This window comes from Streptomyces yangpuensis, from assembly GCF_024666385.1.
In the GTDB taxonomy this organism is placed as follows: Bacteria; Actinomycetota; Actinomycetes; order Streptomycetales; family Streptomycetaceae; genus Streptomyces; species Streptomyces yangpuensis.
The window spans coordinates 2,542,040-2,557,399 of record NZ_CP102514.1 but is presented as its reverse complement, the minus strand read 5'-3'; the positions used below and the strand labels follow the sequence as shown (position 1 = coordinate 2,557,399).

Here is a 15,360-nt window from a genome sequence, read left to right as displayed (position 1 = left end):
GACTAAGTTCGGTACATGGCGGACACAAAGCGCGAGATCGAGCGGAAATTCGAGTTCTCCAAGGCCAAATCTGCCCGGCGCGGGGTGCCGGACCTGACGGGGACGGCCGCGATCGCGGCCGTCACCGACCAGGGCACCGTCGACCTCGACGCCGTCTACTACGACACCCCCGACCAGCGGCTCGCCGCCGACGGTCTCACCCTCCGGCGCAGAACGGGCGGCGCGGACGAGGGCTGGCACCTCAAACTGCCCGTCTCCCCGGGAGTGCGCGACGAGGTCGGGGCGGAACTGAGCGACACCGTCCCGCCCGCCCTCGCCGCCCTCGTCCGCTCCCGCGTCCGTGACGCCGCACTCGCGCCGCAGGTCAGGCTGGTCTCCTCGCGCCGCGTCAGCCACCTGCTGGACGCCGACGGAGCGCTCCTCGCCGAACTGAGCACCGACGAGGTCCTCGCCGAGCGCGGCGACACCACCGCCGGCTGGACCGAGGTCGAGGTGGAACTCGCCGAGGGCGTCGGCCCCGACCTGCTCGACGCCGTCGAGAAGACCTTCCGCAAGGCCGGGCTCAAGGTCTCCGACGCCCCCTCCAAACTCGCCCGCGCCCTCGCCGAGACCGACGCCGAGCCCCCGGCCCGGCCCTCCGGCGGCGGACCCGACGGCACCGCCGGCGCGCACGTCGTCGCGTACCTGGCCGAGCAGCGCGACGCCCTCGTCGCCCAGGACCCCGCCGTACGCCGCGACCTGCCGGACTCCGTCCACCAGATGCGGGTCGCCACCCGCCGGCTGCGCAGCGCCTTCAAGACGTACCGCAAGGTGCTGGACCGCGAGGTCACCGACCCGATCGGCGAGGAGCTGCGCTGGCTGGCCGCCGAACTCGGCGTCGACCGCGACCAGGAGGTCCTGATGGAGCGCCTCCAGGCCCACCTCGCAGAACTGCCGCGCACCCTGTTGACCGGCCCGGTCCGCACCCGGCTGCGGACGTGGAACACCGCCCGGCGCACCGGATCGCGCCGCAGGGCGCTGGCCGCACTCGACAGCGACCGCTACGTCACCCTGCTGAACGGCCTCGACGCCCTGCTGGACGAGCCCCCGCTGCTGGACGGCGCCGCCAAGTCCCCCAAGAAGGTCCTCCCCAAGGCCGTGCTCCGCGACTACGCGCGCCTCGCCACCCGCATCGACAGCGCCCTCGCCCTCGACGAGGGCAAGGAGCGGGACCTGGCCCTGCACGAGGCGCGCAAGGCGGCCAAGCGCGTCCGGTACGCGGCGGAGTCGGCCGAGCCCGAACTCGGCAAGCCGGCGAAACACCTGGCCAAGGCCGTGAAGAAGGTCCAGACCCTGCTCGGTGACCACCAGGACAGTGTGGTGGCCCGCGAGGCCCTGCGCGGCCTCGCGGCCCTGGCCACCGACGCGGGGGAGCCGGCCTTCACCTGGGGTGTGCTCTACGGCCGTGAGGAGGCACTGGCCGAGCGGCGCGAACGGGAGCTTCCGGCCATCTGGGCGAAGGCGTCGGCCCCGGCCCTGCGGACCGCCCTGAAGTGATCATGCGGGTGGGGGCGGCCGAGCCGTCGGGGTACGCTAGATAGCTGCCCCCTGCCCGCTTCACGAAAGTCGCGTGATGACCGAGTCGGTCTTCCCTCAGCTTGAGGCCCTGCTTCCGCACGTGCAGAAGCCCATCCAGTACGTCGGCGGTGAACTCAACTCCACGGTGAAGCCGTGGGAGAGCTGCGACGTCCGCTGGGCGCTCATGTACCCGGACGCGTACGAGGTCGGGCTGCCCAACCAGGGCGTCATGATCCTGTACGAGGTGCTCAACGAGCGCGAGGGCGTCCTGGCCGAGCGTACCTACAGCGTGTGGCCGGACCTCGAAGAGCTGATGCGCGAGCACAAGGTGCCGCAGTTCACCGTGGACAGCCACCGCCCCGTCTCCGCCTTCGACGTGTTCGGCCTGTCCTTCTCCACGGAGCTGGGCTACACCAACATGCTCACGGCCCTGGACCTGGCGGGCATCCCGCTGGAGGCCAGGAACCGCACGGTGGACCACCCGATCGTCCTCGCGGGCGGCCACGCGGCCTTCAACCCGGAGCCGATCGCGGAGTTCATCGACTGCGCGGTCATCGGCGACGGCGAGCAGGCCGTCCTCGACATGACCGAGATCATCCGCACCTGGAAGGCCGAGGGCAGGCCGGGCGGGCGCGAAGAGGTCCTCCTGCGTCTCGCCAAGACCGGCAACGTCTACGTGCCGGGCTTCTACGACGTCGAGTACCTGCCGGACGGCCGCATCGGCCGCGTCGTCCCCAACCGCTCCGGCGTGCCGTGGCGCGTGTCCAAGCACACCGTCATGGACCTCGACGAGTGGCCGTACCCCAAGCAGCCCCTGGTCCCGCTCGCCGAGACCGTCCACGAGCGCATGTCCGTGGAGATCTTCCGCGGCTGCACCCGCGGCTGCCGTTTCTGCCAGGCCGGCATGATCACGCGCCCCGTGCGGGAGCGAAGCATCACCGGCATCGGCGAAATGGTGGAGAAGGGTCTCAAGGCGACCGGTTTCGAGGAGGTCGGCCTGCTCTCGCTGTCCTCCGCGGACCACACCGAGATCGCCGACATCGCCAAGGGCCTCGCGGACCGCTACTCGGACGACAAGGTGGGCCTGTCCCTCCCGTCGACCCGTGTGGACGCCTTCAACGTGGACCTGGCCAACGAGCTGACCCGCAACGGTCGCCGCTCCGGCCTGACCTTCGCCCCCGAGGGCGGCTCCGAGCGCATGCGCAAGGTCATCAACAAGATGGTCTCCGAGGAGGACCTGATCCGGACCGTCGCCACCGCCTACGGCAACGGCTGGCGCCAGGTGAAGCTGTACTTCATGTGCGGCCTGCCCACCGAGACCGACGAGGACGTGCTCCAGATCGGCGACATGGCGGTCAACGTAATCGCCAAGGGCCGCGAGGTCTCCGGCCAGAACGACATCCGCTGCACGGTGTCCATCGGCGGCTTCGTGCCCAAGCCGCACACCCCGTTCCAGTGGGCGCCGCAGCTGTCGGCCGAGGAGACGGACGCCCGCCTGGGCAAGCTCCGCGACAAGATCCGCGGCGACAAGAAGTACGGCCGTTCCATCGGCTTCCGCTACCACGACGGCAAGCCCGGCATCGTCGAGGGCCTCCTCTCCCGCGGTGACCGCCGCATCGGCGACGTGATCCGCGCCGTCTACGAGGACGGCGGCCGCTTCGACGGCTGGCGCGAGCACTTCTCCTACGACCGCTGGATGCAGGCCGCGGAGAAGACGCTGCCCGCCTACGGCGTGGACGTGGCCTGGTACACCACGCGCGAGCGCACCTACGAGGAGGTCCTGCCCTGGGACCACCTGGACTCCGGTCTCGACAAGGACTGGCTCTGGGAGGACTGGCAGGACGCCCTCGACGAGACCGAGGTCGACGACTGCCGCTGGACCCCGTGCTTCGACTGCGGCGTGTGTCCTCAGATGCAGACCGAGATCCAGATCGGCCCGACCGGCAAGAAGCTGCTGCCGCTGTCGGTCGTGAAGTGACCGGCCGGCCGGTCACGTAACCCTTGGGTCACGAGAGGCCCCCGCCCGCAACGGGTGGGGGCCTCCGTCGTGTCATTGACGGCATGGACATGGACAAACGGCCTCCCGCCGGCGGCGGTGACGGGTGCCTGGTGGGCGTCATCAGGGTCCCCGTGAAGATCGTCGCCGTACTCGTCGTACTGCCCGTACGAGTGGTGTGGGAACTGCTGGTCGCCGCGGGCCGGGCCGTGCACCGGCACGTGCTCGGGCCGCTGTACGTCCATGTCGTCGAGCCACTGCTCCGTGCGCTGGGATGGCTGCTGACCACCCTGTTCAAGATCGTTTTCGTCTGGCCGTGGGCCGGGCTGTGGCGGTACGTGCTCGTCCCCGTGGGGCAGGGACTGGCCTGGCTGGCGCGCGGGCTGTACGAGCGGGTGCTGGCGCCGGCCGGCCGGTTCCTGACCACCCACCTGCTGCGTCCCCTCGGGGCGGGGCTCGCCTGGCTCTGCCGGGGCGGCATGCGCTACCTGCTCGCCCCCCTCGCCAAGGGCGTCACCCGGATCGTCTGGGCGCTCGGCATGGCGCTGTTCTTCTGGCCGTGGGTCGCGCTGTGGCGGTACGTGCTCACCCCCGTCGGCCACGGGATCGCCTGGCTGGCCGCGGCGGTGTACGGGTACGTGCTCACCCCCGTCGGCCACGGCCTCGTATGGCTCGCGGTCGCGGTATTCCGGTATCTGCTGCGGCCCGTCGGGCTGGGCCTCGCATGGCTGATCGTCGCCGTGTACCGGTATCTGCTGCGGCCCGTCGGGCTGGGGACCGCCTGGCTGGCCGCCGGTCTGTACCGGTACGTGCTCACCCCGGCCGGGCAGGTGCTGCTCTGGGCCTGGCACGTGGCCGGGCGGATCGTCGCCGCCCTGTGGCGCGGGCTCAAGCTGGTCGGCTGGGTGCTGGTCGGGTGGCCCGCCTCCCGGGTGTACCGGCACGTGCTCACCCCCGTCGGACACGCCGTGCGCGAGGTCTGGCGGACCGGCCGCGCCGCGGTCCGCGAGGCACGCGCCACCGTACGCCGTGCGCTCTTCGGTACTCCTCCCGGGGAACCGGCGAGGTCACAGGCGCGTACTCTGGGTAGTACGACAGCCGCCGACGCGGCACCCGCTGACGAGATCTCCCTGCCCCGACGGCAGGGGTGAGCCGGAGCGGGTCGACCAGACCTCAGGGCGATGCGCGAGCCGCGGAGCCCCGCACAAGGAGAAGAACCACTGGGCAAGCGACAGCCCGAAGGCCCGCCCCCCGCACCGGTGGTGCAGCGCATCCGACTGCGCTACACCAAGCGCGGCCGCCTCCGGTTCACCAGCCACCGAGACTTCCAGCGCGCCTTCGAGCGGGCCCTGCGCCGCGCCGAGGTACCCATGGCGTACTCGGCGGGCTTCACCCCGCACCCGCGCGTCAGTTACGCGAACGCCGCCCCGACCGGGACCGGCAGCGAGGCCGAATATCTGGAGATCGGCCTCGCCGCACCGCGCGACCCCGAGAAGCTCCGTGAGCTGCTCGACGAGTCGATGCCGGTCGGGCTCGACATCATCGACGCCGTCGAGGCCCGCACCCCGGGCCTGGCCGACCGGCTGACCGCCTCCGTGTGGGAGCTGCGCCTGGACGGCGTGGAGCTCGCCGAGGCCGAGCGGGCCGTGGCGGTCTTCCTCGCCGCCGAGACCGTCGAGGTGCAGCGCAAGACCAAGAACGGCATCCGCACCTTCGACACCCGCGGCGCGGTCGTCAGCCTCGAAGCGCTTCCCGCGCCGGCTGATAGGCCGCTGGACAATGCCTGTGCGATACTGCGGCTGGTTGTTCGGCATCTGACACCTGCCGTGCGACCCGACGACGTCCTGTCCGGTCTCCGAGCTGTGGCCGACCTGGCGCCGCCGGTCCCCTCTGCGGTGACCAGGCTGGCGCAGGGGCTCTTCGACGAGGAGTCCGGCACGGTGACCGACCCGCTCGCGCCCGACCGCGAGGCAGACACGGCCGCCCCACCCACGGCCGCCGTGACCGCCGACGCGAAGGCGCCGGAAGGTCCCGCCGCGTAGGGATCGTCGTCGTCGCGCAGCCCTGGCACTCGGGAGCCACCTGGGTCGGGCCGCGTACAGACCTGAAGACTTCCGCCAGGCCGTACGGACAAACACGTACGGAACCGGCGGCCATGGACTACAGCTCCCGTGTGGCGAACGCGCCCCGGAGGCCGGCTCCGCGTTCCGCGCGGAGCCGTGCCGGACCGGAAGTCAGCCGCGGCGCCCGGGGGCGTGACGGGAGAACCGCCCGCAATGCTCAACAACGAGAACGACACCACCCCCGCCGGCGCCGACAGCGGCAGCCCCAGCGACAACCTGCCCCCGCGCAGGCGTCGCCGCGCCGCTTCCCGGCCGGCCGGTCCGCCCGGTGGCACCACCGCTGCCGCTGCTGCCGCCGAGCCGACGCCGGTGGCGGAGCCCGCCCCCGCCGAGGAGGCCGCTCCGGCCGCCGCCCCCGCTCGTCCCCGCCGCCGCGCGACCCGCGCCGTGGCCGCGCCGAAGACCCAGGCCGCGGAGGCCGCCGTCGTCGAGCCCACCGCCGTGACCCCGGCCCCCGAGGCCGCTCCGGCTCCGGTGGCCGAGGAGGCTGTGGCTGCTCCGGCTCCGCGTGCCCGTCGTCGTGCGACCCGTGCCGCGACCGCTCCGGCCGCCGAGGCCGCCGAGGTTCCGGTTGCCGAGGCTCCGGCCGCCGCCGTCGAGGCCGCTCCGGCTCCGGTGGCCGAGGAGGCTGTGGCTGCTCCGGCTCCGCGTGCCCGTCGTCGTGCGACCCGTGCCGCGACCGCTCCGGCCGCCGAGGCCGCCGAGGTTCCGGTTGCCGAGGCTCCGGCCGCCGCCGTCGAGGCCGCTCCGGTTCCGGTGGCCGAGGAGGCTGTGGCTGCTCCGGCTCCGCGTGCCCGTCGTCGTGCGACCCGTGCCGCGACCGCTCCGGCCGCCGAGGCCGCCGAGGTTCCGGTTGCCGAGGCTCCGGCCGCCGCCGCGGAGGAGGCCCCCAAGGCCCCCACCCGCGCCGTGACCGTCGCCGACGCCGTGGACGCCCCCAAGCGCGGCCGCCGCCGCGCCACCCGTTCCACTACCACCGCTGCCGCCGCCGCCCCGCAGCAGCAGCAGCCCGCCGCCGAGCCCGAGGCCGCCGAGGCGCCCGCCGCTCCGGCCCGCGCCCGCCGCGCGGTGCGTCCCGCCGTGGCCGTCTTCCAGGCGCCGGTCTTCACCGAGCCGATGTTCCAGACCCCCGAGACCGCCGCCATGGCCGCCGCCGCGGCCGCCGCCGCGATCGAGGCCGAGGAGATCGAGGAGGAGGAGGCCGAGGCCGCCGCTCCCGCCGAGCCCGTGCAGCCCACCGGCCGTCGCCGCCGTCGTGGCCGCGGCGCCGAGGCCGCTCCGGTCTCCCTGCCCGAGGTGCTCGCCGAGGAGGAGCCGGAGGCCGAGGCCGCCGACCTCGAGGACGAGTCCGCCGAGTCCGCCGAGGCCGCCGAGTTCGACGAGGGTGACGAGGGCGAGCGCCCCTCGCGCCGCCGCCGTCGCGGTGGCCGCCGTCGCCGTCGCGGCGAGGCCGCCGACCTCGACGAGTCCGCCGAGGACGAGACCGAGGCCGAGGCCGAGGCTCCGGAGGCCGACGAGGAAGAGGAGGAGGAGACCGAAGAGGCCTTCGGTTCCACCTCCAGCCGCCGTCGCCGCCGTCGCCGGCGCCGCAGCGGTGAGCCCGCCGACGTCACCGGCGAGTCCGCCGGCGACGAGGACGGCGTGCGCACCGTCGTCAAGGTCCGCGAGCCGCGCCCGGCGCGCGAGAAGGCCGAGCCGTCCGACGAGGTCCAGTCCATCAAGGGCTCGACCCGTCTGGAGGCGAAGAAGCAGCGCCGCCGCGAGGGCCGCGAGCAGGGCCGCCGCCGCGTGCCGATCATCACCGAGGCCGAGTTCCTGGCCCGCCGCGAGGCCGTCGAGCGCGTGATGGTCGTCCGCCAGTCCGGCGAGCGCACCCAGATCGGCGTCCTCGAGGACAACGTGCTCGTCGAGCACTACGTCAACAAGGAAGAGGCCACCTCGTACGTCGGCAACGTCTACCTGGGCAAGGTCCAGAACGTGCTGCCGTCGATGGAGGCCGCCTTCATCGACATCGGCAAGGGCCGCAACGCCGTCCTGTACGCCGGTGAGGTCAACTTCGAGGCGCTCGGCATGGCGGGCGGGCCGCGCCGCATCGAGTCCGCCCTCAAGTCCGGCCAGTCGGTCCTCGTGCAGGTCACCAAGGACCCGATCGGCCACAAGGGCGCCCGCCTGACCAGCCAGGTCTCGCTGCCCGGCCGCTACCTGGTCTACGTGCCCGAGGGCTCGATGACCGGCATCAGCCGCAAGCTGCCCGACACCGAGCGCGCGCGTCTGAAGACCATCCTCAAGAAGATCGTCCCCGAGGACGCGGGCGTCATCGTGCGCACCGCGGCCGAGGGCGCGAGCGAGGACGAGCTGCGCCGCGACGTCGAGCGTCTGCAGGCCCAGTGGGAGGACATCCAGAAGAAGTCGAAGCAGATCACGACCTCTTCGCCGTCCCTGCTGTACGGCGAGCCGGACATGACCGTCCGCGTCGTGCGCGACATCTTCAACGAGGACTTCTCGAAGGTCATCGTCAGCGGTGACGGCGCCTGGGAGACCATCCACGGTTACGTTTCGCACGTGGCCCCGGACCTGGCCGACCGGCTCCAGCGCTGGACTTCCGAGGTCGACGTCTTCGCGACGTACCGGATCGACGAGCAGCTCGCCAAGGCGCTCGACCGCAAGGTGTGGCTGCCCTCCGGCGGCTCCCTCGTGATCGACAAGACCGAGGCGATGATCGTCATCGACGTCAACACCGGCAAGTTCACCGGTCAGGGCGGCAACCTCGAAGAGACCGTCACCAGGAACAACCTGGAGGCGGCCGAGGAGATCGTGCGCCAGCTGCGGCTGCGCGACCTCGGCGGCATCGTCGTCATCGACTTCATCGACATGGTCCTGGAGTCCAACCGCGACCTGGTCCTGCGCCGCATGCTGGAGTGCCTGGGCCGCGACCGTACGAAGCACCAGGTCGCCGAGGTCACCTCGCTGGGCCTGGTCCAGATGACCCGCAAGCGGGTCGGCCAGGGTCTGCTGGAGTCCTTCTCCGAGACCTGCGTCCACTGCAACGGCCGCGGTGTCATCGTCCACATGGAGTCGCCGGCCGCGATCGGCGGCGGTGGCAACGGCAAGCGCTCGAAGCGCCGTGGCGGCCGCGCCGAGTTCGACCAGCACGACCACGAGGTCGAGACGGTCGAGACCGCCGGGGCGGAGGCCGAGGCCTTCGAGACCGAGGCCGAGGTCGCCGCCGAGGTGGCGGCGCCGAAGGCGCTGCCCGAGCCGGAGTTCGCCGCGGGCGAGGAGCTCTACGGCTCCCCGGCCGAGGCGGAGGCCGCCGCAGGTCTGAGCGGTCGCCGCAACCGGCGCCGTGCCACCCGCAAGGCGACCGCCCCGGCGGGCGCCCCGCGGCGCGAGGCCGCCCCGGCGCAGGCCCCCGTGTCCGAGGTCGTGGCCGAGCCGGTGACCGAGCCGGCCGACACCGTCCTGGAGCCGGTGGCCGAGGTCGTCGCCGAGGCCGTCGAGGCCGTGGAGACGGTCGAGGCCGCCCCGGCCGCCCCGGTCGAGGAGGCCGCGCCGAAGGGCCGTACCCGTCGCCGGGCGACCCGTAAGGCCACCGCGCCCGCACCGGTCGCCGAGGCCGTCGCGGAGCCCGTCGTGGCCGCGGAGCCGGAGGCCGAGCAGGCTCCGGAGCCGGTCGTCGCCGCGGAGCCCGAGCCCGTCGTCGAGCCCGAGCCGGCCGCCGTGCCCGAGCCGGCCGCCGTGGTCGAGGAGGCCCCGGTGGCGGAGGCCGCGCCGGCCCGTCCGCGCCGTCGTGCCACCCGTAAGGCCACCGCACCCGCCGGCTCCCCGGCGGGCGCGACCGAGGCCGCCGTGGTGGTCGTCGAGGCCCCGGTGACCGAGGCCGAGCCGGAGCCGGAGGCCTCCGCGGAGGAGCCCGCGCCGGCGAAGAAGGCCGCCCGCAAGGCTCCGGCCAAGAAGGCGACCGCGGCGAAGAAGGCCCCGGCCAAGAAGGCGGCGGCCGTCAAGAAGACCGCGGCCAAGAAGACGGCCACGACGAAGAAGACCGCGGCGAAGCGGACGACGAAGAAGACCGCGGCGGCGGAGCAGCAGGCCGCCCCGTCCGTCTCGGCTCCGACCGAGGGCTGATTTCGCGGCGTACGGTTCAAAACGGCTCTGTCCGGCACCAGTTGGTGCCGGACAGAGCCGTTTTTGCGGATGTGATCAATCTGTTAGCGTCCGTGATCACCCAATGTCGGACATTGACCCTTGTTCAGCAGGCGAGTTCACGTCACAGTGGCTCAACGCTTGCTGTCAAGCGGCTTGTCACGGGGGGATCCTTGGCGAGCGGGGGGATGGCCGACGCACGCGCACTGACCCGCGCCCGCGTCGCTCTTTGTCGCACATCTTTCACGTTCCGTTGCTTCTTCCTGCTTTCCGGCTGCCGCTCAACAGCCTCGAAACCGACGAAAGCGGAACCACCACGTGAGCAGAGCGACAACCGCGCCACACGGCGCGGCCAGGCGGCGTGCCGCCAGAGGAGCCTGGGCCCTGGCGGCCACGGCCCTCACCCTGACCCTGACGGCAGGACCGACCCCCCTCGTGAGCACGGCCACCGCGGCCGCCGGCTGTTCCGGGGCCGAATCGGACTTCAACGGGGACGGCATCCGGGACACCGCGATCGCGGACCCGGAGGCCACCGTCAACGGCATCTCCAAGGCCGGGGTCGTGCACATCGTGTACGGCGGCGGCAAGGGAGTCCTGGAACTGACCCAGGAAGCCGCCAAGTCCGGGGGGTCCGAGGCGGGTGACCAGTTCGGCCACTCGATGGCCGTGTACGACGCCGACCTCGACGGCTGCAGCGACCTCGCCATCGGAACGCCCTACGAGGACGTCGGCACCGGCATCGACGCCGGCCGCATCGTCGTCGTCCATGGCTCGCCCGCCGGCCTGGCCGCCGGCAAGGCGAGCGTCGAGTACGTCCAGGGCGCAGGCCTGATCTCCGCCATCGGCTCCGAGTCGTACGACTGGACGGGCTACTCGCTCGCCGCGGGCAAGACCTCGGCCGGTGTGCCGTTCCTCGTCGCCGGCGTGCCCGGTGAGGACGTCGGCACCACGGTGGACGCGGGCGCCTTCCTCTACATCTCCGGCTCGACCACGATGACGGCCACGCTCGTCACTCAGGACACCACCAACGCGGGAGCCGTACCCGACGCCAAGGAGGAGTACGACCGCTTCGGCACCACCGTCGCGGCCACCGCGACCCACCTCGCGGTCGGCTCCCCGGGCGAGGCCCAGGGCACCATCGCCGAGTCCGGCGCGGTGACGATCTTCAGCCACGCCCTCACGGCGGGCTACCCCAAGCCGCTCAACGTGATCACTCAGGACACGCCCAACGTGCTCGGCGGCTGCGAGACCGGCGACGGCTTCGGCCGCTCGCTGGCCGCGACGCCCTACCGCGCCGCCGGAGCCACCAGCACCACCGAGTCCCTCCTCGCCGTCGGGATTCCGGGCGAGGACCTGTCCACCACCGTCGACGCGGGCGCTGTCCAGGTGTTCAAGATCGACGCGGCGGGTGCCTACACGGAGCTCGCCTGGATCGATCAGAACACCACCGACGTCGGTGGCGAGTCCGAGGCCGGTGACTACTTCGGCCAGCGCGTCGCCGCCTACAACACCGCGCCGACCAGCACGAGCACCGGCGCCAACGTCAGGCTCGCCGTCGGCGTCCCGGGTGAGGACGCCGCCAACGGCGTCCCCGACCGGGGCGTGGTGCACATGTTCGGCATGGTCGGTGCGCCCGGCGAGACCGACAAGATCCTGGAGCCCGGCTCCGAGATCCCGACCCCCGAGGCCCCGCGCGAGTACGCCGGGATGAGCATCGGCGGCGGTGCGGCGGGCCTCTACGTGGGCATGCCGTACGGCCCGGCCGAGGGCCACGCGGTCTACCTGTTCCCGTGGACGATCGGCGGCACGGGCGGCGCGCCCACCGAGACGTTCAAGCCCGGCGAAGGCGGTCTGCCCGCCGACCGCAAGACCTTCGGAACGGTGGTCCGATGATGACGCACCAGCCCCGCACGTCCCGCGGCATCGGCCGCACCGTGCTGCGCCGCGCCTCGATCGCCGCGGTGACCGCCGGCGCCGTCGTGGCCACCACGCTCGGCCTGGACCTCTGGGAGGGCCCCGACGCAGCCCGTTCCCCGGAGCCCGTCGCCGTGGGCACCCCCGTCCAGACGGAGGCGGAGGCCCGGACCGTGGCCCGCAAGAGCGGCAAGCAGGTCGAGGTCCTCGGCCTGCGTACCGAGCGCCGGGAGATCTTCGCGGCACCGGACGGCTCCTACACGGCCCGCGAGTACACCGAGCCGGTGCACGCGGTCAAGAACGGCAAGTGGGTCGACATCGACAAGACGCTGGTCAAGCGCGCGGACGGCAGCGTCGTCCCGAAGGCGACCACGGTCGGTCTCGCCTTCTCCGACGGCGCGGCCGGCAAGCCGTTCGTCACCATGACCCGCAACACCCACGAGATGGCGCTGACCTGGCCCTACGGCAAGCTCCCCGCGCCCGTGCTCGACGGCGACACCGCCACGTACCCCGACGCCCTGCCAGGCGTCGACCTCAAGGTGCGTGCCGAGGCGAACGGCTTTGGGCACCTGCTGGTCGTCAAGACCCCGCAGGCCGCCGCCGACCCGCGCCTGACACGCCTGGACCTCGGCCTCAGGACCAAGGGGCTGACGTACAAGAAGGACGCGAACGGCGCGGTCACCGCCGAGGACAGCACGGTCGGCGGCACGGTCTTCCAGTCCGGCGCCCCGTCCATGTGGGACTCGGCCGCCTCCCAGGAGGCCGCGGCCCGCACCAAGGGTCCCAAGGCCGTCGCGAAGTCGCTGTCCGCGGCCCGCGCCGACGCCCCCACCGGGGAGTCCGCCGCCGCGGCGCTCGCCCCGGCCCTCGAAGGCCCGGGCGGCGGCGGCAAGGCCACGGCCCTCGGCATCGAGGTGTCCAAGGACAAGCTGACCCTCGTCCCCGACCAGAACCTGCTGCGCGACGGGGCGACGGTCTTCCCCGTCGTCATCGACCCGATCCAGAAGACCACCGACCGCTCGGGCTGGACCGCCGTGATGTCGGGCAAGCCCACGGTCGGCGAGTGGCAGTACTCCGGCAGCGCGGGCGTGGGCAAGTGCCCGACGGACTACAGCGCCGCCTCGTGCGCCGGTGTCGGTACGCGCCGTGTCCTGTTCCAGATCCCGCTGTCCTTCTACGGCGGCAAGCAGATCCTGGGCGCCACCTTCAGCGCGCGTGTCCAGCACGTGTACTGGGCCGACGCCAGGGCCGAACCCATCCAGCTCCAGCGGGTCGGGGGCAGCACCGCCCATATCAACAGCGCCAGCAACTGGAACAACACGCAGGGCGCGACGCTGACGACGCTGGAGACGCTCGACCAGAAGATCCAGCCGACGAGCTGCACCTCGCAGGCCAACATGCACTTCAAGTCCGGTGCCACCGGAGGCCTGACCAACAGCGTGCGCACCGCGGCCAACGAGCGCTGGCCCTCGATGCTCTTCAACCTCAAGGCCCAGGACGAGAGCACCTTCGGCGGCTGGAAGCGGGTCTGCGGCAACGCGTACCTGAGCATCAGCTACAACACGCTGCCGGGCCTGATCAACACCTCCGCCCTGTCGTCCAACCCCGGTGGCGCCTGCGTCACGGGCACCGGCCGGCCCTACAGCGACGTGCCGCCGACGCTGCGCGCCATCGCGAACGACGCGGACGCGGGCGAGCAGGTCAAGGTCCGTTTCAAGCTCGAGTGGAAGGACGCGGCGGGCGCCGCCAAGTCCTACGAGGAGGACACGCTCTACAAGGCGCCGACCAGCTCCACCCCCTTCGAGCACACCGCCCGTTCGACGATTCCCGAGAACACGGCCATCTCCTGGAGCGTCGCCGCCCATGACGGCGACGGATGGGGGCCGTGGAGCGGCAAGTGCGAGTTCATGTACGACAAGTCGTTCCCGGGCAAGCCGAACGTCTTCAGTGCCCAGTACCCGGCCACCAACGTCTACCACGACGGTGTCGGGGCTCCCGGCACGTTCACCTTCTCGCCCAACCCGAACGACACCGTGCCCGACACGGACGTCGTGAAGTACCGCTACACCTTCGCCGGTGAGACCGCCAAGGAGGTCGCCAACACCGCGGCGGGCGGCCCGGCCTCGGTGACCTGGACGCCGACCCGCTCCGGCCCGCACTGGGTCGACGTCGTCGCGGTCGACAGGGCCGGGCACCCCAGTGCCCTCGCCCGCCACTCCTTCTACGTCGCCGCGGGCGTGGCCGCTGCCGCACAGTGGAACCTCGCCGACGAGGCGGGCGGCAACGCCGCCGACGAGGAGCAGGGCAAGTACCCGGCCGGCTTCGGCCCGGGTGTCACCTTCGGTGTCCCCGGACCGGGCGGCACCATCGACCGCGCGGCTCGCTTCGACGGCACCGCCGACAGCTGGGTCGACGCGGGCAGCACGGTGCTGGACACCCTCAAGGGCTTCAGCGTCAGCGCCTGGGTCCGGCCCGGTGACCTGAGCCGGGACATGACGGTGGTCAGCCAGGACGGCACCGGCGAGCCGGGCTTCGTCCTCGGCTACGACGCCACGGCCAAGACGTGGAAGTTCTCCATCCCCACCGGCGACGTCGACACCCTCGGTGAATGGAAGGCCCTGTCCACCGGCGTCACCCCGGTCAAGGACCAGTGGGTGCTGCTGACCGGCATCTACGACGGCGCCGCGGGCAAGATCCAGCTGTACGTCGACAAGGACCTCAAGGGCGAGACGGTCCGCCGCTCCACCTGGAAGTCGTACGGCGCACTCCAGATCGGCCGCCACATCGACAAGGCGGGCTACGAGGACGCCTTCGTCGGTGACCTCGCCGAGGTCCGGGTCTTCAGCCGGCCGCTCCTGCCCGCCCAGATCACGGACATCAAGACGGTCCGGCCGGAGCGCAAGGGCTACTGGAAGCTCAACACCGCCCAGTCCGGAGCCTCCCCCGAGACCGGCGGCGGCCAGGCCCTGACGATGGCGGGGAACGCGGCCATCTACATCCCGAACCCCGACCCGCTGGCCGACCCGCCGCCGGTCGACGCCATGGTCGGCACCGGCCACCTGGTCCTCGACGGCAACGGGGACTACGCCTCCACGGCGGCCGCCCCGGTCACCGGAGCCACGAGCTTCACGCTCTCGGCGCGCGTCCAGATCGCCTCGCAGGACGCCACGGCCTCGCAGACCGTGTTCTCGCTGCCCGGTACGAACGCCAACCGGGTCCAGGTCCGCTACCAAGGCGCCACCAAGCGCTGGGAGCTGGCCGTGGCCACGACCGACACGGCCGGAGCCACGGTGAAGGCCTTCTCCGAGACCCAGGTCCTGCCGGAGACCAACCCCGTCGGCCAGCACCTTGCCGTCGTCTACGACGCGTTCGCCGGCCAGATCCGCCTGTACGTCAACGGCCAGCTGGCCGCGGCGCAGGGCGTGGACAACACGACCTGGGCCGCCACCGGCGGCCTCCAGGTGGGCCGTTCGCTCCGCGGGAACGCCGAGTACTTCGCCGGAGCCATTGACGAGATCCGCGCTTACAACGGCGCCCTCGACCCGATCTCCGTCGTCCAGCTCGCCGGCACCGTCGAGCTGACGGAGAGCTAGACCCTTCCCGGACAGGTGTGCCCGCCCTGCACAG

The 15,360-nt window shown here is 72.4% G+C and carries 7 protein-coding genes; all 7 read left to right on the top strand.

Features of this window, described 5'->3' with window-relative positions; genetic code table 11:
* The first annotated feature begins 15 nt into the window (after positions 1–15).
* The 7 genes from NRK68_RS11730 (at position 16) to NRK68_RS11700 (ending at position 15,326) form a co-directional block, all read left to right on the top strand.
* A complete protein-coding gene (locus NRK68_RS11730; RefSeq protein ID WP_257855736.1) occupies positions 16–1,536 on the top strand; it encodes a CYTH and CHAD domain-containing protein in 1,521 nt (506 codons plus the stop codon).
* Between the two features lie 73 nt (positions 1,537–1,609).
* Positions 1,610–3,535: a TIGR03960 family B12-binding radical SAM protein gene (locus tag NRK68_RS11725; RefSeq protein WP_183065374.1), complete on the top strand. Its 1,926-nt coding sequence runs from the start codon at positions 1,610–1,612 to the stop codon at positions 3,533–3,535.
* Positions 3,536–3,618: 83 nt separating this feature from the next.
* Positions 3,619–4,704, top strand: coding sequence for a hypothetical protein (locus tag NRK68_RS11720; RefSeq protein WP_257855735.1), 1,086 nt, complete (start codon positions 3,619–3,621; stop codon positions 4,702–4,704).
* A 111-nt stretch (positions 4,705–4,815) separates the two neighbouring features.
* Positions 4,816–5,595 (top strand): TIGR03936 family radical SAM-associated protein, encoded by a 780-nt coding sequence (locus NRK68_RS11715; RefSeq protein ID WP_046775514.1) that lies wholly within the window; start codon positions 4,816–4,818, stop codon positions 5,593–5,595.
* Between the two features lie 234 nt (positions 5,596–5,829).
* A complete protein-coding gene (locus NRK68_RS11710; protein ID WP_257855734.1) occupies positions 5,830–9,801 on the top strand; it encodes an Rne/Rng family ribonuclease in 3,972 nt (1,323 codons plus the stop codon).
* Between the two features lie 453 nt (positions 9,802–10,254).
* A complete protein-coding gene (locus NRK68_RS11705; protein ID WP_257855733.1) occupies positions 10,255–11,712 on the top strand; it encodes a VCBS repeat-containing protein in 1,458 nt (485 codons plus the stop codon).
* A complete protein-coding gene (locus NRK68_RS11700) occupies positions 11,709–15,326 on the top strand; it encodes a LamG domain-containing protein (RefSeq protein WP_257855732.1) in 3,618 nt (1,205 codons plus the stop codon). Before NRK68_RS11705 ends, NRK68_RS11700 begins: the two co-directional genes overlap by 4 nt.
* The last annotated feature ends 34 nt before the right edge of the window (positions 15,327–15,360 follow it).